Origin of the sequence: Mucilaginibacter mali (genome assembly GCF_013283875.1) — a bacterium.
Lineage (GTDB): Bacteria > Bacteroidota > Bacteroidia > Sphingobacteriales > Sphingobacteriaceae > Mucilaginibacter > Mucilaginibacter mali.
The window spans coordinates 3,824,262-3,844,975 of the sequence record NZ_CP054139.1; the positions used below are offsets into that span (position 1 = coordinate 3,824,262).

Consider the following 20,714-nt stretch of genomic DNA (forward strand, 5'->3'; position numbering starts at 1 on the left):
TCTGAAAATATTAATTATTTAATGCTAACCTGTTAGTACCCTGGTTCACCGGCTGATCGTTACCGGCCAGTTTCAATTCTTTTCTTAAACCATCGCTCAGGTAAGGTTTTTGGTGGCTCAGCCAGGCCTGGTATTCAGCCTCGGTTACCACACGAACAAATTTCTTCATGTTATAGTGACCGTCGCCGCATATTTTGGCGCAATACAGCAGGTATTCAAAGTTAGGATCGCCCACTTTCTCTCTCATCTCCTGGGTAGTGAAGCGTGGTACAAATTTAAAGTAGGTTGGCAAGCCCGGCACCGCGTTCATTTGCAAACGGAAGTGCGGCATGTAAACGCTATGGATAACGTCCTGCGCAGTAATGTTCAGCCTGATCGATTTACCTTTTGGAATAACGATGGTATCGGCACGCAGGTCATCAAACGAGTTGCGGTCCTGGAAATTAACGCCTAAGTTATTCAGCGCACTAACCAGTTTGTAGTTCTTTTTACCTAACTCGCCGTCTTTACCCGGGTAGCGTACTTCCCATGCAAACTGGTGGCCGGTAATATCAATGTTGATATCGCCTTTAACATTGGTGGTATTGGTGATGGTTCTCCAGGTGAAGAAACCGAACACAACCAAAACAGTTAATACGATAGCCGGGATAATGGTCCAAACCTTTTCAATAGTGTTATTGTGGGGCAGGAAGAATGCACGGCGTTTTTTTGAATATCTGTAAACAAACAGGAATACAAACAGCAATACCTGGGTGATAACAAATACGATGAAGGTGAACACCGTAGTTGTCCAGAACATCGAATCGGTTTTTAAGCCGTGCTCTGATGCTGATTCCGGCAGCGACATGGCGCCCTGTACCGAGAACGACCAGTAAGCACCGTAAGAACCGCCGATCAGGAATATCAGGCACAGTACACCCATAAAATTATTCCAGTTGAACGGTTTTTTACCGTGAAGCTGATTGGTCAAATCGTACACCTTTATAATACGGCCTACAATGGCAATGCCAACACAAACCAGTACAAAAAGCAGTACATAGTACTCCACGCCGGCCCACATTGCCGCTTTATCCTCGTCGGTAGTGGTTGAAGCTGTTGTAGCAGCGGCGGTTTGCGCCATCAGCACCTGTGTGCCGCCTAACAGTAACGCAGCGAACAGCGCAGCTATCTTTTTAGAATTTATTAAATTTCTGAATCCCATTATTGTGTTCTTTTGGTATTCTCTTATTATTTACGATATAACGATTAAATATGGTGGTGCAAGCTTTCCTGTAAAAACGGGTGCTGCTTTGGTATAAGCGATTTAAATTTGCTCAGCGCGGTCAGCATCAGGAAGGTGAACAAACCTGCAAAACCGATAAACGTACCAGCCTCTATCCAGCTGATCTCCTGCCACCATTGCTCCTGCGGACCAACAGTACCCGGCATGATCATCATAAAGTAATCTAACCAGTGGCCTACGATCAGTATCAAACAGGTGATCTTTAACACCTTGGTCATACGCTTAGCGTCGCGCATCATCAGTACAAATAACGGACCGCAGAAGTTAAGTACAATGTTTAACCAGAACCATGGTTTAAACTGCGGCTCCCAGCGGCGGTAGAAATATACTGCCTCTTCAGGTAAGTTAGCATAGTAGATCAGTAAGAACTGGGCGAACCATACGTAAGTCCAGAAGATAGAGAACGCGAACATGAACAAACCCATGTTGTGCAGGTGGTTTTCGGTGATCCATGGGAAATAACCTTGTTCGCGCAGTTTAATAATAACATAGGTCATTACCGCCAAACCGCTAACCCACATGGCGGCAAAGTTATACCAGCCAAACATGGTAGAGAACCAGTGTGCCTCTAAAGACATGATCACGTCGAAAGCGAATACCGGCGTGGTGAAACCAAATATCACCAGGAATATGCACGACATTTTAAAGCTTTTCTCGTAGTTGCTCATGCCGCCCAGTTCGTCCTCGTTCTGCGAGTATTTGATCAGCAGGTTACCAAATATGGTATAGCAGCCTAAAAATGCCAGCAAACGGATCAGGAAGAAAGGTATATTCAGGAACGATGCCTTACCTGCCATAATCGGGTCGTAGTTTTCGTTACCCGGTGTAGATACCCCCTTCATAGCCCACAGTTTATACAGGTATGGAGCGACAACGGTTTTACCATTTTCTTCGTTAACTACATTATGGGTAAGGAATAAACCCGCCAGGATGATCACGATCAGGATCAGCGAAGCTATACCTAAGTTTTTTGCAAATGCCTGCGGTATACGCAATATCGCTGCAGACCAGCCTGCCTGCGCCGCGTATTGTACCGCGCAAAAAAATACGCCGCACATACAAACGCAGGTAAAGTAATAGCCCATCAGCAACAAGTTGGCAAAGGTACGCTCGGCCTGGCCTATTAAAAAGCCCGCCAGTATTACCAAAACACCAACTATAATGCCGGCCAGGCTCCAGGTTTTCGCCTTGCCTGTAAATTCGTATTGTCCGTCAAAATTATTATGAGTGCCCATTTAATTTTAATTTCTTATAAAGTTTGTAAATGGTGAACGTACATGATCACCTTCCAGCGTTCCTCAGGCGATAACTGCGATGCGTACGATCCCATCGCGTTGTTACCATAAGTAATGGTATGATAAATTTTACCGTCTGTGAGATCCTTCATGGCGCCACCGCGAGATGATTGCCCTTTAGAGTATGATGGCGGTGGTGGATAACCGTGCTGAACTACCAAACCATCGCCCTGGCCTGTTTCGCCATGGCAAGGCGAGCAAAAGTGCATAAACAATACCTTACCTTCGGCATAGTTAGCTTGTGTTTGTGGCAAAGTGCTATGTACTTCAGCGCCGGCCAGTTCATAACCTTCTTTGGTTTTCGGATAATCAAATTTCACAAAGCCCACAGGGATAGTTCCATTTGGTGGTACCTGCGCTGTTTTACCATCTGCAAAATTCGGATTTTTCTGATCCGGGTCGTATGCAATGTGTTCGTACATATTGGGGGCGTATTCCCAACCGGTACTTCTTTTATCCTTGCACGATGTTATTAAAACCGTGGCAGCGATAGCGGCAACCGATGCACCCAATATTCTTAATTTATTCATAGCTAACATATTTTCTGTCGTTATGCTTAACTTCTACTGCTCCCGCTTCTTTTAATATACTGTCGATATCGGCATGCGGGGTATTGCCTTTAGCGTCAATTGCTATTACAAACCTGTCGTCTGTAGCCCTGTAGTCCATTACCCTTGGCGTACGGCCCGGGAACAAATGGGTAGCGAATAAAAACGTTGCCACCATACCAAAGGCTGTAAATAATACGGTCCACTCAAAAGTGATTGGAATAAAGTCGGGTATAGCGAATGGATTTTTACCACCAATGTTCATCGGCCAATCGTGCACCATGGTGAAGTAGATGATAGCGAATATGGTACTGCCACCCAAACAACCGAACATGAATGCCGCGTAACCCAGGCGCGATTCCTTAATGCCTAATTTAGCTTCGATACCGTGGATAGGCATCGGAGTATATACATCATAGATAGGCACGCTGTTTTTTTGCAGTTTCTCGATCCCGTGTAACATATTATCCGGATCGTCAAAAAGGCCCAATATAAATTTAGTACTGCTCATCATTAATTGTGTTTATTGGTAATCAGCTACGTCTACGCTATCAAATTTGGTTAACGATTCTTTGTAGAACTGAACATGGCTTGGGTCAAGGTGGCCTTCGTCTATCAATTTCTTCTTAGCCTGCTCGCTCGATCCTTTCAGCAACAGTTTTACCTCGGCCATCGCTACTGATGGCAGCACCCTGATGAATAACAGGAACAGGGTAAAGAACACACCTATCGAACCGATGAATACGCTCACGTCTATCCAGGTTGGGTAGAACATCGCCCAGCTTGATGGGATATAATCCCTGTGCAGCGAGGTTACGATGATCACAAAACGCTCGAACCACATACCGATGTTCACTACGATAGATAATACCCATGAGAACGCGATATTGGTACGCCATTTCTTCACCCAGAACAACTGCGGGCTAATTACGTTACAGCTCATCATGCTCCAGTATGCCCACCAGTACGGACCGGTTGCACGGTTAATGAAGGCGTATTGCTCATATTCAACACCCGAATACCAGGCGATAAAGAACTCGGTTAAGTAAGCCACACCCACAATAGAACCGGTTAAGATGATGATCTTGTTCATCGATTCGATGTGGAACATGGTGATGTAGTTTTCCAGCGCTAATACTTTACGGGCTACCAGTAACAGGGTTTGCACCATGGCGAAACCCGAGAAGATAGCACCCGCAACGAAGTATGGCGGAAAGATGGTGGTGTGCCATCCCGGCTCAAGCGAGGTAGCAAAGTCCATTGATACGATGGTGTGTACCGAAAGTACCAGTGGTGTAGATACACCTGCCAGGATAAGCGATACGGTTTCAAAACGCTGCCAGGTTTTTACCGAACCGGTCCAGCCGAATGAGCATATCGAATATATTTTGCGGCGGATGCCTTGTGCACGGTCGCGGATGGAAGCGATATCGGGCAATAAACCAGTGTACCAGAATACTAACGATACCGAAAAGTAAGTCGAGATCGCGAATACGTCCCAGATCAGCGGTGAGTTAAAGTTAACCCAAAGCGAGCCGTACTGGTTAGGGATCGGCAGCGAGTAGATCGCCATCCAGGGGCGGCCCATGTGCGCTACAATGTAGGTAGCGGCGCAAATTACCGCGAAGATGGTCATCGCCTCGGCCGAGCGGTTGATGGAGTTACGCCAGTTTTGACGGAACAGTAACAGTACCGCCGAGATCAGTGTACCGGCGTGACCGATACCTACCCACCACACGAAACCGGTGATATCCCAGGCCCAGCCTACTGTTTTGTTTAAGCCCCACGAGCCAATACCGAACCAAAACGTCCAGCTTACGGCAAATACCCAAAGCAAAGCGCCAAGCGATGAAACGGTGAAACCGATCCACCAGGCCTTAGTAGGCATATTTTCTACAGGGCGCAAAACATCCTCGGTAATTTGGGCATAGGTAATATCCTTGCCGGTAATTAACGGTTCCCTGATTATTGATTCATTATGAGATGCCATATATATTAATCTCTGTTGTAATAAAAATTAAGCCTGTTGTTCGTTAATATTTCTCACTTTAACCTGGTAACCAATACCCGGCTGTACGTTCAATTCTTCCAGTACATAGTAAGTACGCTCGCTCTTCAGTGCTTTTGATACTTCCGAGTTAGGATCGTTAGCGTTACCGAATACGATAGCGTTAGCGGTACAGGTTTGCTGGCAAGCCACTTTAACGTCGCCATCTTTCAATGGGCGTTTCTCTATCTTGGCTTTCAATTTACCGGCCTGGATACGCTGGATACACATCGAGCATTTTTCCATCACACCACGGAAACGGGTAACCACATCAGGGTTAAGCACTAATTGCGTGTACTCGCTTTGCAGGTAGTTTTCAAAGCGCGAATCGTTCCAGTAGTTGAACCAGTTGAAGCGGCGTACTTTAAACGGACAGTTGTTAGCGCAGTAACGGGTACCGATACAACGGTTGTAAGCCATGTGGTTCAAGCCTTCGCTCGAGTGTACGGTAGCCAGTACCGGGCAAACGGTCTCGCAAGGAGCGTGATCGCAATGCTGGCACATCATTGGCTGGTGCACAACCGATACGTTATCAAGATCGGTTAACTTAGCTATTTCCTTTTCTTTAGTTACAGCGGTATTTCCGTTATCGTTAAAGCTGTAATAACGGTCGATACGGATCCAATGCATCTCGCGACGACGGCGAACCTCGTCCTTACCTACAACGGGGATGTTATTTTCGGCATTACAAGCAACCACGCAGGCACCGCAACCGGTACAGGCGTTCAGGTCGATAGCCATAACCCAGTTGTATTGTGGTCTTTCCCAATCGTCCCAAAGGCTTTCCGAATTGTAATCCTTCTTCTTTTCACCACGGCCGCTACCTGCTGCCGGATCTTTTAAATATTCTTTAAAGGAAGCTTCGCGGATAACGCTGCGGCCTTCGTAGCTATGGTGTGTTTGTGTTTGAGCCAGCAGGTTTATTTCGCCGGTCTTTTTTATAGTAGCAACAGTGGTGGTTTGGAATGTACCATTGCGGAAACCGTAGAAAGGATAAGCGTTAGCACCTACGCCATCGCCAACTTTACCGCTGGCAGTACGGCCGTAACCCAAAGCTACCGAAACGGTGCCCTGTGCCTGGCCAGGCTGGAATAATACCGGTACTTTAATGCTATTACCGTCAACTGTAATTTCAACTACGTCGCCTTCTTCAGCTTTTAATACTTCACGGCCAAATTTCTCAGATACTGCGGCGAAGTTATCCCAGGTAACTTTCGATACCGGATCCGGCATTTCCTGTAACCATGGGTTGTTGGCTTTGTTACCATTACCAACACCGTTGTTTTGATATAAGGCTAATTCTACGTCGCCATTGCCTTTTGCAGTTAAAGCAGGGCTTTGATTAACAATAGCTTGTGCAACCGCGTTCAGGTCCTTGCTGAAGGTGTAAACGCCGGCAGGTTTAGCGGCAGCTTTTACAAAACCTGTTTGCAGCAGGGCTTCCCACGATTTTTGACCGGCAGCCATACCCACTTTAGGGAAGATGGCGGTATCCCAGGTATTACGTACAAAAGTGTAGTAATCTTTAACAGCGGCATCGCTCCAGATCAGCAGGGTGTGCTCGGCCTGGCGGGTGCTATATACCGGGTTGATGGTTGGCTGTACAATGCTGTAATAACCTTCCATCACCTGCGCATCGCCCCACGACTCTAAGTAGTGGTGGTTTGGCGCTAATACGTTACAAAGCTGGGCAGTCTCGTCTTTCTGATCGGCAAATGAAACCTTCAGTTTCACTTTAGACAACGCTTCGGTAAAGTCTTTTGATTTATAGTAGTTATAAGCAGGGTTGGCATCTATAAATAATACAGCGTCAACCTCTCCCCTCTTCATCTCACCGATGAAATCAGCAAATTCCTGATCGTTACCGGCGTATTTGTAGTTCGGGGTATCCAGGTCGATAGTAGTACCGTAGCTGCCTAACAACGAGTTGATGGCGTTAACCAGCACCTGCGCGGCAACATCGTTAGTACCCGCTACTACCAGGGCTTTACCTTTAGCGGCAACCAATTCCTTAGCAACAATAGTGATAGCGTTGGCCAACACATTGTTATCTATTTTTTTAGTACCTGGCAAGGTAGTGCCCGAAATGGCGTTATATAAGGCAACCAATGCTAAACCTTCTTCCGATGGTTTCAGCGGAACGCGGGTATCGGCGTTGGTACCGGTCATGCTCATACCAGTTTCGAACTGGATATGGCGCGACATTTTCTTTTCTTCTAATGATTTTGCGTTACGGTTTGATACGTATTGCAGGGTGTGCTCTTCACCAGCTATCCAGCTACCTAAAAAGTCGGCGCTGAAGCTTACAATTACATCGGCTTTATCAAAATTATAGTGCGGCACCACGGCTTTACCAAAGCTGTTTTGGTTAGCCTGAATAATACCGGTGTATGATACAGCATCATAATTGATGTGTTTGGTGTTTGGATAAGCAGCAACAAAGCCGTTGATAACCGCTAAGGTTGAAGGGCTGTAAACTGTTGATGATACGATGCGGATCTTTTTGCCACCGGCTTTAATGGCAGCCAATTGGTTTTTAACAAAGGCATCAACTGCATCCCAGTTGCTTTCGCCACCGTTCATTTCAGGTTTTTGCAGGCGGCCCGAGTTGTAAAGATCTAATACCGAAGCCTGGCCCTGCGCGCTAACGCCACCCTTGGTAAGGATATCGGCAGGGTTACCCTCAATTTTAATAGGGCGGCCCTCGCGGGTTTTAACCAGGATAGGCTGGCCCTCGAAGCTGGAAACATAGTAGTTTGCCACGCCCGGAGTAACCTCTTCCGGTTTAATAAGGTATGGGATAGACTTGTGTACAGGTACTTTTTGGCAAGCTGCCAGTGTAACCGCACCCACACCAAAACCCAGCGCCTTTAAAAAGTCGCGGCGGGGAGTTTTGGTTGATAAACCGCCTCCGCTCAGCACATCCTCGATAGGGATGGGCTCGGCGAATTCGTGTTTATTCATCTCAACAAATTCCGGCGTATTGTTTAGTTCTTCTAAACCTTTCCAGTATTTTTTATTGCTGTCCATTTAAGCTATATAAACTGTAATTGCTACGTTCTATTTAATTATTAATAGTGGCACTTGCCGCACTCCAAACCGCCCATTTGCGCTTCGGTGATCTTCTCACCTTTCTTAATGCGGTCGTGAATGGCTAACATGTTTTCGTAATAAGCGTTGCCTTTAGTGCTGATCTCGGTGCGTTTGTGGCACTGAATACACCATTTCATGGTCAACGGCGAGTATTGGTAAACCTCTTTCATGGTTTCAACCGGGCCGTGGCAGGTTTGGCATTTTAACTGGCCAACCTTAACGTGCTGCGAGTGGTTGAAGTAAACCAGATCAGGCAGGTTGTGTACACGTACCCATTGGATTGGGTGTGCTTTAGTGCTGTCGTATTTAGACGTGGTTGGATCGTAACCCAACGCGTCGTAAATTTTGTGTATCTCTGGCGATTCGGTCTTAACCGAGTTGTGGCAGTTCATACAAACGTTAAGCGACGGGATAGAAGCGTTTTTAGATTTGTAAGCGCCCGTGTGGCAGTACTGGCAATCGATCTTCATTACACCGGCGTGTAACTCGTGCGAGTATTTGATAGGCTGCACCGGCTGGTAACCAGTGTGTACGTTGGTGTTCCAAAGCGTTTCGAATGTCCAAACGCTGCTGATCACCATACCGCAGAACAGTACAAAGAATACAAACTTTTTATTTTTAGCCAGTTCTTTCAACTTAGCCATGCTGTCAACTTCAGCAACTTCTTCGTGCTCAGCAATAAGGCCCTGTTTCTTTAACAGCAGGCGCTCTAAGCTACCAACGGCCCTGTTCAGCACCAGGATCACCACAAACGCGATAACCACGATACCCAACAAACCGAAGATCATCAGATCGCTTGGAGCAGAACTCTCAGCCGGAAGGTTCGGGTTAACCGCAGGAGCTTCAGGTTTCCAGGCACGGGCGTAAGCAATAATGTCGGCCACGTCGCCATCGCTCAGATCGGCAAAAACGGTCATGCCTTTTTGCTGAAACTCGTTGTAGATCTTTAAAGCTTTAGGGTCTTTAGCGTCTATCAGCGCCTGGTTGTTCTGGATCCATTTGGTCAGCCACTTGTCATCAGTTTCTGATTTGATGGTTGGCGAAAGCGCCGGGCCGGTCATTACCTGATCCATTTTGTGACAAGCCGTACATTTGGCTTTAAACAAGGCCTCACCTTTTTTCGCATCTCCCTGTGCACGGGCAGCAAAGCCCATTACCGCCAATCCGGCGATCAGTAAAACCGACCTGGAAAATTGTTTAAGAATCAATGAGATACTTCTCATAAAGTGTATTTGTGCTTAATAATTTCTGTTTTTTTGTTTGAAAGCTGAGGCAGATGCATAGTTTACCCCCGATTTTCAGTCCACAAAAGTAAAATTTATTACAGTATCGCTGACAAATTAATGACACTAAACTATAATTTATAATTATTCTAAATAATCAACAAAAACAGCCTAAACGATATCAAAAACGCAGATTTTGACGATCAACCCCCATTCCCGGATTTTATCAACACCCAACTTCTTTTTGCAAAATTTGTTAATATCTGTCGTAAATAAATGTTGTTATGGCATTTTCAGCAATACCGGGGGCAAAAATTCGGTAATCGTAAAAAAAGAGCAGCTAAAGTGCCAGTCCCGTAATTTTCAGGCAGATATCCGACGTTCTATTTGTTCCGTATCCTGAACAACATCTGTTATTTATCGACACATTACCGTCATCCATCGGCACCTATATAAACAGCATACAAAAACAGGCTGATATTTAATTAAAATTAAACAGCCGCGCTATGGAAGTTTTAAACAAACAAAAAAGGTTATTGGTTTTAGATAAGAACAACAGGATCCAATCTGTTGTTGACGAAATGATGTATTACGGCGATTGGGATGTCTCGATCACCTACGATCCTTATGCCGTATACGATATGGCCCAAAGCTATAAACCCGACCTGATCATCCTGGATTACCTGCTGCTGGATAACGATTGCGCCCTCATCTGCCAGGATATTAAAGACGATGCCACCCTGCACCATACCCCCATCATTGTGGTAACCGCCTACAAAACCCGTAAAGCCCGTGCCGATTACTATAAATGCGACGCCCTTTTCATTAAGCCCCTTGATATGGAGGTGCTGGCTTCGCGCATGGACTATTTGATCGCCTCGTAAACTATCTGATCTATATATACCTGTAGAGGCACGATACTTCGTGCCTCTATTTTTGCAAAGCCTGAGACACGAAGTATCGCGTCTCTACAGTTATTTATACCTATCCGCCGCAAAAGCCCCAATATCCATCGATAAAGCCTGGCCCGTTATCAATTCGCTGATCAGTTTCCCTGTGGCAGGCCCTAAACTTAAGCCCATCATCCCATGCCCGCCGGCTATCAGCAGGTTTTGATATTGCTGCACCCGGCCAATATACGGCAGTCCGTCAGGCGAGCACGGCCTGAAGCCATACCATATTTTTGATTGCGGCGGCACCTGCGGTTTAAGATCGGGCAGGTATTTTGGGATGGCCTCCACAATGCCTTGCACTCTGTTCATATTGATCTTGTCATTCAGCGGGCCTAATTCCATCGTGCCCCCAAAACGGATCTGATCGCCCATCGGCGTTACCGACACCCGGGCTTCCATCAGCAGGGCGGCGATGTGCATGCGCCTGGCCGGTTCATCAAACATAAACGAATAGCCCTTGCCCGGCATCAGCGGCAGCTTCAACCCCGCCAGCTTAGCCACAGCCGGCGACCATGCGCCACCTGCTACCAATACTTCATCGGCTTCGTAAACGCCTGTAGTAGTATGCAGCTTGCCGATTTTATTTTGCTGATGTTCTATCTTGGTCACCTCGCTATTGCGCTTAATAATTACCCCAGCATTTTCAAGATAAGCCGTAAGTTGCTTCATCAACACGTGCGGTGCCAGGTGCGAATCGCAGCGATAATGTACCGCGCCCGCTACATCCAGTTGCAGGGTGGGTTGTAATTGTTGTGCTTCGGCAGCTGATAGCACTTTGACATCCAGCCCAAGTTGTACCGCCCTTTCGGCCATGTGGATCTCTTCTTCGCCGGTGCGCTGGGTTTTATACAGCATCAGGATGCCGTTATTCTCCAGCCCGAAATTGAAGCCGGGTTCTTTGGCGATATCCTGGTAAAGCGCCTTGCTCAACAGCGACAAGTCGCGCAGGGGAATAGCCGCCTTCTCTACATTGTCCTTCGTAGCGCTTTTCATAAACTTCAAGCCCCAACTGATCAGATCGGCACTTAAGGACGGCCGCACATAAAACGGACTTTTGCTATCGAACATCCAGCGGATGCCCTGTTCGATCATCCCCGGCGCAGCCAACGGTACAAAATGGCTGGGCACGATCATCCCCGCGTTACCGAACGAGCAATTATCGTCCAGCGTACCTTTATCTAAAATGGTAACACTGTAACCCGCCTTGTTTAAATAATAAGCCGAGCTTAAACCGATGATACCGCCGCCTATGATTATTACTTTTTGCATTTTGTTGTGTATAATGGGTACCAGTGTGGACACAGGCACCGGATGTATCTCCGTGGTCTGTGTCCACACAGACCAACCAATCCGTCATGCCGAACTTGTTTCGGCATCCCACTTGATAAGTTGCCAGGCGGCTCTTCTGATGGGATACCGAAACAAGTTCGGCATGACTTTATATTTTATATCACCTGGAACCCATGCGCATATGGGTCATCATCATCTATCTTAATCGTATTATACCCGTAAACCCTCGCCCAGCCTTCAATACTTGGCACAATGGCCGGTTGGCCGGCAACCTCGGTTACCTCCTCTACCCTGCCGGTAAATTTGCTGCCGATGATGCTTTCGTGGATAAACTCGTCGCCTTTTTTCAGTTTACCTTTGGCAAACCATTGCGCCATGCGGGCCGATGTACCGGTGCCGCAGGGTGAGCGGTCGATAGCCTTATCGCCATAAAAAACAGCGTTGCGGGCGGTTGATGTTTCATCGATCACTTTACCAGCCCATAATACGTGTGTACAGGTGTTGATGGTTGGGTTAAGCGGATGCACGAAGTTATACTTTTGGTTGATCAGCTTGCGGATCTCGCGGCTCCAGGAGATCAGTTGATCTGCCGTATAATTTTCCAGCCCGCTGAAATTTTCCTGCGGATCGACAATGGCATAATAATTACCGCCATAGCTCACATCAAAAGTAATGCGGCCTAAACCGGGGCAATCCACCTCCAGATCGGTAGCGGCAAGATAGGCCGGTACGTTGGTCAGCTTTACCGAGGTTACCTTTTGGCCCTCCTGTTTATATTCGATCAGCACCAAACCAGCCGGGGCCTCCATGCGCACCATGCCCGGTGTTTTGGGCTGGATCAAACCCTCCTCGATAGCGATGGTAATGGTGCCGATGGTGCCGTGGCCACACATGGGCAGGCAGCCGCTGGTTTCGATAAACAGCACAGCCACATCGTTAGCGGGATCATGAGGCGGATACAGGATACTGCCCGACATCATATCGTGGCCCCTTGGCTCGAACATCAGTCCCTTGCGAATCCAATCGTACTCTTTTAAAAAGTGCTGCCGCTTTTCGCTCATGTTAGCGCCGTGCAGCACCGGTCCGCCGCCTGCCACCAACCGCACGGGATTGCCACAGGTGTGGGCATCTACACAGAAAAATGTTTTTACTGCCATATTATTTCGTCCATTGCTGGTTTACCATTCGCCATATATTTAAAGGGTTGCCGGGCTTCAACTCGTCGGGCAACAAAGCCGGCTCCCAATTCTGCCAGCTTACCGGCCGCACAAAACGCCTGATGGCTGATGTGCCGACAGATGTAAAACGGCTATCGGTAGTAGCCGGGAAGGGGCCGCTATGCTGCATGGCCCCGCAAACCTCCACGCCAGTCGGCACACCGTTCAATATCACACGACCGGCAATATCTGTCGCTTTATTTATCAGGTCTGTATATCCGCCTAATTCACTGTTCTCTGCCATCAGCGTGAGCGTTAACTGGCCTTCTAATGATGCAACCACTTCAGTTAACTGCACTATATCATCAGCCACTACCAGTAATGAATATGGGCCAAATACTTCCTCCTTCAGTTTAGCGTTAGCCAAAAACTGCGCGGCACTCACCTTGGTCACTACGGCCAACGCCTGGTTACTTTTAACCGCCTTACTGGTTGCCTGCGCTATCACCTCTACACCCGGTTGCTGAAGCATATCGATAGCCAGATGCTCATAGTTAGCACAAATGCCACCCGTAAGCATGGTAGCTGATGGAATAGCGCCCACGGCTTCCGCCAAAGCGGTTTCAAACCTATCCAAGCCCGCCGATTTAACACCCAGCATTAAACCGGGGTTAGTACAAAACTGTCCCGCCCCTAAAGTTATAGAAGCTGCGTATTGCTTAGCCAGTTCTTCGGCTTTATTTTCTAACGCCTGCGGTAAAAAGATGACTGGGTTGATGCTGCCCATCTCGGCAAAAAGCGGGATAGGTACCGGGCGCTGCTGTGCTAAATGATACAGCGCCATACCTCCCTTGTACGAACCGGTAAATGTTACCGCCTTCGCCAGATCATGCTGAACCAGCGCCGTGCCAACCGTAAAACCATCATCATACAACAAAGAGAAAACGCCATCAGGCATGCCTGTTTTTTGGGCGGCCTTCATTATCGCTTCGCCAACCAGCGCGCTGGTACCGGGATGCGCTGCATGGGCCTTTACCACCACCGGGCAACCGGCAGCCAACGCCGAAGCCGTATCGCCACCGGCAACTGAGAATGCCAGCGGAAAATTACTGGCCCCAAAAACCACCACCGGACCAAGCGGTACCAGCATTTTGCGGAGATCCGGCCGGGGCAGTGGCTGGCGTTCGGGCAGGGCTTCATCAATCACAGCCTCCACCCACGAGCCTTCGGCTACCAGGTCGGCAAACATTTTAAGCTGTGCGGTGGTTCGACCACGCTCTCCCTGTAAACGGGCTTGCGGCAAACCGCTTTCGGCCATGGCGCGGTCGATCAGTTCATCACCCAAAGCATCAATTCCGGCAGCTATCGCGCGCAGAAATTCAGCTTTACGGTTTTTGCTGATGCTTTTGTATACCGGATAGGCAGTAGCGGCCAATTGCATGGCATCGTTAACTATGGCAGCGCTGGCGGGATAAAAATCACCGTCGAGATTTGTTGCCGTGGCCGGGTTGGTGGCTTTAAAGGTTGTGCCCTGTAGAGGGGCGTATTTAAAGCCGATTATGTTTTGTCCGTTCATTGTTTAAAATTTAAGCATAACAATACGTCATCCTGAGCGATAGTGAAGGATCCCAAACTATGCATTTTTTGATCTGCTTATCGGGGATCCTTCACTATCGCTCAGGATGACGGCTTGGTTGAGAGATGAAGTCTCTTACACACCCCAACTCCCCGCCGGCAACTCCGGCCTGTTAGCGATGGTGGTATTAATAATATCCAGCACCCGCTCCCGCTCCGCGCCAATGATCTTCAATCGCGGCGCGCGTACTTCCTCGGTGCCCAAACCAGTACAAGCTTCGGCCAGTTTAATGTATTGCACCAGTTTGGGGTGAATATCCAACTCCAACACCGGCAGGAACCAGCGGTAAATGGCCAGCGCCTCTTCGTAGCGACCGGCCTTCATCAAACGGAAGATGGCCACCGTTTCTTTAGGGAACGCGCAAACCAATCCGGCCAGCCAACCATCGGCGCCAAGGGCCAGGCTTTCCATCGCCAATGGATCGACACCGGTTAGTATCTTAAAGCGATTACCGAAGCGATTGAACATACGGGTAATATTAGTCACATCGCGCGATGATTCTTTCACAGCCTCGATATTATCGTATTCGGCCAATTGGGCGAACATATCAAGGGTAACGTTGATGGCGTAATCAACCGGGTTGTTATAGATCATGATGGGGAGCGAAACATTTTTGGCAACCTCGGTAAAATAGGTTACGGTTTCGCGGTCATCTGCCTTGTAGCGCAATGGGGGTAACAGCATCAGGCCGTCGGCGCCATTATCTAAAGCCTGCTTGCCTAAATTGATAGCCACCTTTGTGCTTTGTTCGGCGATGTTGAAGATAACCGGGACGCGACCGTTTGATAGCGACACGCTATGCTTCAAAAGGGCAATCTTTTCTTCACCCGTCATGGTGCTGGCCTCGCCCAGCGAACCGCCGATCACAAAACCGTTGATGCCGGCTTCAATTTGTGCCTCGATATTTTTGCTGAACGCGGCGAAGTCTAATTCGTCATCGGCTGTAAACTTGGTAGTTACCGCGGGGATCACCCCTGTCCATGTTACCTTCATAATTTTTTTTTGGTTGGATATGTATAGTGCAAAGCTAACGAGGCGGATGGATACTGGTTAACTGTAAATTAGCTGATATTAACCGGATATTAACCATATTGCATTTTAAAAGACATTCCAAAAGGCAATATTTAGTCAAACAGCGTTAGGGATAGCAGCGGATACCGGCCTTGTGGCTAAGGCCTGTGCAGTATGAGCGGATAACCCGGGCCGCAGGCAACGCCCAATTAGTCATTAGTCATTCGCTGCGCTGTCATTAGGTCATATCTACACTGTCTCATTGTTGTGAGGTACAAAGAAAATACAAACTGTTTACTCTGCCACTTTAGCCTTGTAACCATCCAAATACTGCCGTGGCGATGTACCCATAATGCTTTTAAAAGTGCGGTTAAAATTGGTGAGGCTGTTGAAGCCGCAGGTATAGGCCACCGTGGCAATGCCATCGGTTTGGCTGGTGGTGAGTTTTTTGCAAGCTTCGTTTACGCGCAGGCGGTTTAAAAAGGTAACAAGGGTTTGGCCAGTATGCTTTTTAAAATAACGACAAAAGGCTTGTGGGGTCATGTGCGCTTCGGCGGCTACAGCTTCCAGACTGATGGCGGTATCATAACGCTGCATCAGGTAGTTATAAATATGGCCGATGCGGATCCCCTCGCTCTCGCTCACCTGCTGGGTGCTAACATCCGACAAGGGCGTCAATTCATTATTGGCCAAATACAGCGTTTTCAGCAATTGCAGGAAGAGAGTCAGCTTATCTACATTACCCGCTTCACGGATAGCTAATATTTGTTGAAAAACAGCCGGTGCCATAGCTGCAGGTATTTTGAAACCGCCCGCATACTGCTGTATAAAACCACGCAGCAAGGTCATTTCGGGCAGACTGAATAGCGGCTCCAGCTTGCCATTCGGATCGAAAAAGATCATGGTCGATCGCGATTGCCTGTTACTATCCTGCGCGAAATATTCGGGATTGCTTTTAAATAAATGCGGCTGATTAGCGCCCAGCATAAAGATGTCTCCGGGTTTAAAGGGATGCATGGCCGTGCCGGCCAGCAGGGTACCCTCGCCCTCCTGTATCCACATTAGCTGTGCCTCGTGATGGCGGTGCAGGTAGGGATAAAAGGCAGCCATGATATCTTCCTGCACGATGACTGAGTTCTCGTGCGCGACGGGGAGGGTAAATTGGAGGACTTTCATGATGCTGGATTAAACATACAATATATTAGCATTATTTACAATTCAGATAGTGGGAATATGGTTAATATTTGGTTAGAAATTTAGGCTAAAGCCCCTTTTGTATTCTTTAATTCCGTCCCCTAAAGAGGACGGCAATGAACTTTATCCATTATTGCTGGTCTCAACCTATAGCTAACATCTTTTATAATTACATTCCATAAATGAGTTGGCAATGAATTTAGAACCACATTCATTGCCGTTGGCTTCAGCCAACGGATGGTTGGCGCGCTTTTCATTGGCTTTAGCCAAACCCGCCTGCAATGTTTTTAACTATTCTTTAAACAAGCTCAGTCAAATAAATAAATCCCTGCCTTAAGAAATGTTTTATCTATTAACTTTACATTTGTAAATTAAGCTACGTAAAGGATGCCGGTAAAAGGAAACCAGTTTAAAGCAAATACATTTAAGGGAGATAACGAACCAAGGGAGAGGGGCAAACCCGGCCGCGAAAAGCCGGCGCGGGAACGCGTGGAAATGCCTCAATTTAATTTAAAAGATGGCAGGGCGATAAAAATAGCCGGCTTAATTTGCCTGGTTTGCTCTATATTTTTTCTCATCGCCTTTACCAGTTACCTGTTTACCTGGCGCGAAGATCAAAGCTACCTGTTTCCCACCAATGGCGGCTGGGACAATATTTTTAAAACCGGGCAGGAACTAAAGAACAGCGCCCCTGATGCCGCCCCTGTGGTTGGCAACTGGCTGGGTAAGCTGGGCGCGCTGCTGGCCAATCAGTTTATTTATGAGTGGTTTGGCGTGGCCTCGTTCATCTTCATCGCCGTATTTTTTATTATCGGGTACCGACTGTTGTTTAGGGTGCAGTTGTATTCTATTGTTAAAACTTTGGGCTACGCCTTTTTCGGGCTGATATTTATTTCGCTGACCATTGGCTTTGCCCACGGCTTTGTGAACGATTACCCGCACTTTTTAGAGGGTTGGTTCGGCTACGAAAGTAACCGCATGTTGGACGCGCTGATCGGCCAGGCTGGTGTGGGCTTTGGGCTGATATTTGTAGTGTTGGTATTTTTGGTGATCGCCTATAACATTGATTTTAAACTGCCTGAGCGCAAGACTAAGGAAGTGGCTTTGGCCGACGACCTGGGCCTGAACACCCTCGCCGCCGAACCTGTTGAATTGGAGGACGAGGAAATATCTGAACCTGTAGAATGGCGCAAGAATGGCCGTAACCATGTGCCGATGGAGAATACCGAACGTTTGCAGCAACCAAACGTATCCGTCCGTCCGCTTAATTTAGAGGTGGATGACGAGCCGGTTGTGCCACGTAACGTTGACCCGAGCATACAAAACACCATGCGCCACGAGCCGGTTACCCTGATGCCCGAACTGACCGCCGAGCCTGAGGCCGGAAGCGATATCCCGCTAACAGTGGAAACCGCCCGCCCTACCCCGATAACCGCCATTGAGGAACCCGATACCAATAAAATGGCCGGCGACCTGGTGGAGCAATTCGGCACGTTTGACCCAAAGCTGGACCTATCAAGCTACCGCTATCCTACGCTGGATCTGTTAGAGAATTATGGCTCGAACAAGATCTCTGTTAACCCAGAAGAACTGGAAGCCAACAAGAACAAGATTGTTGAAACGCTGAACCATTATAATATCGAGATCGACAAGATCAAAGCTACTATTGGCCCGACTGTTACCTTGTACGAGATAATTCCGGCGCCGGGTGTGCGGATCTCTAAAATTAAAAATCTGGAGGATGACATCGCGCTGAGTTTGGCCGCTTTGGGCATCCGTATCATCGCGCCTATGCCGGGCAAGGGTACTATCGGTATCGAGGTGCCTAACCAGCACCCTGAAATGGTTTCGATGCGGTCGGTACTGGCTACCGAGAAGTGGCAAAGCAATACTATGGACCTGCCCATTGCCATGGGTAAAACCATCAGCAACGAGGTATTTATTGCCGACCTGGCCAAGATGCCGCACTTGCTTGTTGCCGGTGCTACCGGACAGGGTAAATCAGTAGGTATCAACGCCATCCTGGTATCATTGCTATACAAACGCCATCCAGCCGAATTGAAGTTTGTACTGGTGGATCCTAAAAAGGTGGAGTTAACCTTATTCCGCAAGATAGAGCGCCACTTTTTGGCCAAGCTACCTGATGAGGCCGATGCGGTTATTACCGATACCAAAAAGGTGGTGAATACCCTTAACTCGCTTTGTATTGAGATGGACCAGCGTTACGACCTGCTAAAAGATGCCGGCGTGCGTAACCTGAAGGAATACAACACCAAATTTGTTAACCGCAAGCTGAACCCTAACGAGGGCCACCGTTTTTTGCCATTCATCGTACTGATAGTAGACGAGTTTGCCGACCTGATGATGACCGCCGGCAAGGAAGTAGAAACGCCGATAGCCCGTTTGGCGCAGTTAGCCCGTGCCATTGGTATTCACCTGGTTATTGCTACGCAACGACCGTCTGTAAACGTAATTACGGGTACCATCAAGGCCAACTTCCCGGCGCGTCTGGCGTTCAGGGTATTATCGAAAATAGATTCGCGCACGATATTGGATTCGGGCGGCGCCGATCAGCTGATCGGTCGCGGCGATATGCTGCTGGCTACCGGCAGTGATTTGATACGCCTGCAGTGCGCCTTTGTGGATACGCCGGAAGTTGAAAAGATCGCCGAGTTTATTGGTAACCAGCGCGGTTACCCATCAGCCCTGTTACTGCCCGAATTTTTAGGCGAGGGTGAAACCAGCAGTCCTAAAGAATTTGACCCGGACGATCGCGACCCGATGTTTGAGGATGCCGCGCGTTTGATCGTATTGCATCAGCAAGGCTCTACCTCACTCATCCAGCGTAAACTGAAACTTGGCTATAACCGCGCCGGCCGCATTATTGATCAGCTAGAAGCCGCAGGCATTGTTGGCCCGTTTGAAGGCAGCAAGGCACGGGATGTGCTATATCCTGATGAGTATAGTTTAGAGCGTCATTTGGAAACTTTGGCCAAGGGGGAAGACTAACCCAGTGTGGCAATTTAACCACAAAGAACACGAAGAAAGGGAAACACAAAGATCGCAAAGCCTTTAATAGTTTATAAGAGCTCTGTGATCTTTGTGAAAAAACTTTGCGCTCTTTGTGGTTAATTTGCCACCCACACTTTAAACCCTCCCAAACAAAACCCATCCAAATAACATTTATACAGCACAATGAAAAAAGCTACCCTATATATCGCCCTTGTACTTTCAACCATTACCCACGCGTTTGCACAGCAGGATGCAAAGGCTAAAGCGATCCTGAGCCAGATGAGCGCCAGGTTTAAAACTTATAATACCGTAAAAACCGATTTTACTTTTACGTTGGATAATCCGCAGGCCGGTGGCAAGCAAACACAGGGCGGCACGCTGGTTACCAGCCCTAAAAGCGGCAAATTTAAGGTAACCATGTTTGATGCGGATAATAAGACTGACATAGAGCAGGAGATCATCAGCGATGGTAAAACACAGTGGACCTACCTGAAAAAGGACAAGGAGGTACAGGTAAACAACGCCGCCAAGGCGGACGAGGAGCTGAACCCATCGCGCTTGTTTACACTTTACGAACACGGCTACAAATACATTTACACCGGCGACCAAAAACTAAACGGCAAAACCTGCGCGGTGATAGATCTGAGTCCAGAAGATGCCAACAAAGCCTTTTTCAAGATCAGGCTGTTTGTTGATAATGTGAAGAAGCAATTGTACAGCGCCACCATGTTTGATAAGGGCGGCAGCAAGTATACTTATACGCTCAACACTATCACCCCCAATACTAAGGTGTCCGACGACACTTTTACCTTTGATAAAAAAGCGCATCCAGGGGTTGAGGTGGTGGATTTGAGGTAGCATAAATTAGGTATAATGTTGTATTGGGGTATGCTGAACTTGTTTCAGCACCCCATAGTGCAGGTCTGACATGCAAAGTTCAACTTTGCATGTGGGATGCCGAAACAAGTTCGGC

General features: G+C 47.9%; 15 protein-coding genes. 3 read left to right on the forward strand and 12 right to left on the reverse strand.

What is annotated here, in order from left to right; translation table 11 throughout:
* Positions 1 to 10 precede the first annotated feature (10 nt).
* Genes HQ865_RS15865 through HQ865_RS15895 form a run of 7 tightly spaced genes read right to left on the reverse strand, consistent with a single transcriptional unit; the run spans position 11 to position 9,488 of the window.
* Positions 11 to 1,201, reverse strand: a complete 1,191-nt coding sequence (locus HQ865_RS15865) for a cytochrome c oxidase subunit II (RefSeq protein WP_173415835.1) — start codon at positions 1,199 to 1,201, stop codon at positions 11 to 13.
* A gap of 44 nt (positions 1,202 to 1,245) precedes the next feature.
* Positions 1,246 to 2,517 carry a quinol:cytochrome C oxidoreductase gene (locus HQ865_RS15870; RefSeq protein WP_173415836.1) on the reverse strand — a complete coding sequence of 424 codons (1,272 nt, stop codon included), beginning with the start codon at positions 2,515 to 2,517 and terminating at the stop codon, positions 1,246 to 1,248.
* Between the two features lie 14 nt (positions 2,518 to 2,531).
* Entirely contained in the window at positions 2,532 to 3,116 is a 585-nt protein-coding gene (locus HQ865_RS15875; protein WP_173415837.1) for a c-type cytochrome, read from the reverse strand.
* Positions 3,100 to 3,636 (reverse strand): DUF3341 domain-containing protein, encoded by a 537-nt coding sequence (locus HQ865_RS15880; protein ID WP_173417827.1) that lies wholly within the window; start codon positions 3,634 to 3,636, stop codon positions 3,100 to 3,102. The genes HQ865_RS15875 and HQ865_RS15880 overlap by 17 nt, the downstream gene beginning before the upstream one ends.
* Positions 3,637 to 3,648: 12 nt before the next feature.
* Positions 3,649 to 5,115: an NrfD/PsrC family molybdoenzyme membrane anchor subunit gene (gene nrfD, locus HQ865_RS15885; protein WP_173415838.1), complete on the reverse strand. Its 1,467-nt coding sequence runs from the start codon at positions 5,113 to 5,115 to the stop codon at positions 3,649 to 3,651.
* 27 nt (positions 5,116 to 5,142) lie between these two features.
* Positions 5,143 to 8,202, reverse strand: coding sequence for a TAT-variant-translocated molybdopterin oxidoreductase (locus HQ865_RS15890; RefSeq protein WP_173415839.1), 3,060 nt, complete (start codon positions 8,200 to 8,202; stop codon positions 5,143 to 5,145).
* Positions 8,203 to 8,243: 41 nt separating this feature from the next.
* The gene (locus HQ865_RS15895; RefSeq protein ID WP_173415840.1) at positions 8,244 to 9,488 is read right to left on the reverse strand and encodes a cytochrome c3 family protein; all 1,245 of its coding nucleotides are present in this window, start codon (positions 9,486 to 9,488) and stop codon (positions 8,244 to 8,246) included.
* A 506-nt stretch (positions 9,489 to 9,994) separates the two neighbouring features.
* Here HQ865_RS15895 and HQ865_RS15900 point away from each other — a divergent pair.
* Complete coding sequence (locus tag HQ865_RS15900) at positions 9,995 to 10,372, forward strand: response regulator (RefSeq protein ID WP_173415841.1); 378 nt, start codon at positions 9,995 to 9,997, stop codon at positions 10,370 to 10,372.
* A gap of 90 nt (positions 10,373 to 10,462) precedes the next feature.
* Here the strand turns inward: HQ865_RS15900 and HQ865_RS15905 are convergent, their stop codons facing one another.
* From HQ865_RS15905 to HQ865_RS15925, 5 genes are all read right to left on the reverse strand, one after another.
* Entirely contained in the window at positions 10,463 to 11,710 is a 1,248-nt protein-coding gene (locus HQ865_RS15905; protein ID WP_173415842.1) for an NAD(P)/FAD-dependent oxidoreductase, read from the reverse strand.
* A 176-nt stretch (positions 11,711 to 11,886) separates the two neighbouring features.
* The gene (locus tag HQ865_RS15910; RefSeq protein WP_173415843.1) at positions 11,887 to 12,888 is read right to left on the reverse strand and encodes a 4-hydroxyproline epimerase; all 1,002 of its coding nucleotides are present in this window, start codon (positions 12,886 to 12,888) and stop codon (positions 11,887 to 11,889) included.
* 1 nt (position 12,889) lies between these two features.
* A complete protein-coding gene (locus HQ865_RS15915; RefSeq protein WP_173415844.1) occupies positions 12,890 to 14,464 on the reverse strand; it encodes an aldehyde dehydrogenase (NADP(+)) in 1,575 nt (524 codons plus the stop codon).
* A 135-nt stretch (positions 14,465 to 14,599) separates the two neighbouring features.
* Positions 14,600 to 15,517, reverse strand: coding sequence for a dihydrodipicolinate synthase family protein (locus HQ865_RS15920; protein WP_173415845.1), 918 nt, complete (start codon positions 15,515 to 15,517; stop codon positions 14,600 to 14,602).
* 312 nt (positions 15,518 to 15,829) lie between these two features.
* Positions 15,830 to 16,711 carry an AraC family transcriptional regulator gene (locus HQ865_RS15925; protein ID WP_173415846.1) on the reverse strand — a complete coding sequence of 294 codons (882 nt, stop codon included), beginning with the start codon at positions 16,709 to 16,711 and terminating at the stop codon, positions 15,830 to 15,832.
* 405 nt (positions 16,712 to 17,116) lie between these two features.
* Between HQ865_RS15925 and HQ865_RS15930 the strand changes: the two genes are divergently transcribed.
* On the forward strand, positions 17,117 to 19,738 hold the full coding sequence (locus HQ865_RS15930) for an FtsK/SpoIIIE family DNA translocase (protein ID WP_173415847.1): 2,622 nt from the start codon (positions 17,117 to 17,119) through the stop codon (positions 19,736 to 19,738).
* A 186-nt stretch (positions 19,739 to 19,924) separates the two neighbouring features.
* On the forward strand, positions 19,925 to 20,599 hold the full coding sequence (locus HQ865_RS15935; protein WP_173415848.1) for a LolA family protein: 675 nt from the start codon (positions 19,925 to 19,927) through the stop codon (positions 20,597 to 20,599).
* The last annotated feature ends 115 nt before the right edge of the window (positions 20,600 to 20,714 follow it).

Bases quoted from the DNA above. Each gene is read 5' to 3' on its own strand.
- HQ865_RS15905 (WP_173415842.1), bottom strand. From the start codon at position 11,710: ATGCAAAAAGTAATAATCATAGGCGGCGGTATCATCGGTTTAAGCTCG.
- HQ865_RS15930 (WP_173415847.1), top strand. From the start codon at position 17,117: ATGCCGGTAAAAGGAAACCAGTTTAAAGCAAATACATTTAAGGGAGAT.
- HQ865_RS15900 (WP_173415841.1), top strand. From the start codon at position 9,995: ATGGAAGTTTTAAACAAACAAAAAAGGTTATTGGTTTTAGATAAGAAC.
- HQ865_RS15875 (WP_173415837.1), bottom strand. From the start codon at position 3,116: ATGTTAGCTATGAATAAATTAAGAATATTGGGTGCATCGGTTGCCGCT.
- HQ865_RS15925 (WP_173415846.1), bottom strand. From the start codon at position 16,711: ATGAAAGTCCTCCAATTTACCCTCCCCGTCGCGCACGAGAACTCAGTC.
- HQ865_RS15895 (WP_173415840.1), bottom strand. From the start codon at position 9,488: ATGAGAAGTATCTCATTGATTCTTAAACAATTTTCCAGGTCGGTTTTA.
- HQ865_RS15880 (WP_173417827.1), bottom strand. From the start codon at position 3,636: ATGAGCAGTACTAAATTTATATTGGGCCTTTTTGACGATCCGGATAAT.
- HQ865_RS15910 (WP_173415843.1), bottom strand. From the start codon at position 12,888: ATGGCAGTAAAAACATTTTTCTGTGTAGATGCCCACACCTGTGGCAAT.
- HQ865_RS15920 (WP_173415845.1), bottom strand. From the start codon at position 15,517: ATGAAGGTAACATGGACAGGGGTGATCCCCGCGGTAACTACCAAGTTT.
- HQ865_RS15865 (WP_173415835.1), bottom strand. From the start codon at position 1,201: ATGGGATTCAGAAATTTAATAAATTCTAAAAAGATAGCTGCGCTGTTC.
- HQ865_RS15870 (WP_173415836.1), bottom strand. From the start codon at position 2,517: ATGGGCACTCATAATAATTTTGACGGACAATACGAATTTACAGGCAAG.
- nrfD (WP_173415838.1), bottom strand. From the start codon at position 5,115: ATGGCATCTCATAATGAATCAATAATCAGGGAACCGTTAATTACCGGC.
- HQ865_RS15915 (WP_173415844.1), bottom strand. From the start codon at position 14,464: ATGAACGGACAAAACATAATCGGCTTTAAATACGCCCCTCTACAGGGC.
- HQ865_RS15890 (WP_173415839.1), bottom strand. From the start codon at position 8,202: ATGGACAGCAATAAAAAATACTGGAAAGGTTTAGAAGAACTAAACAAT.
- HQ865_RS15935 (WP_173415848.1), top strand. From the start codon at position 19,925: ATGAAAAAAGCTACCCTATATATCGCCCTTGTACTTTCAACCATTACC.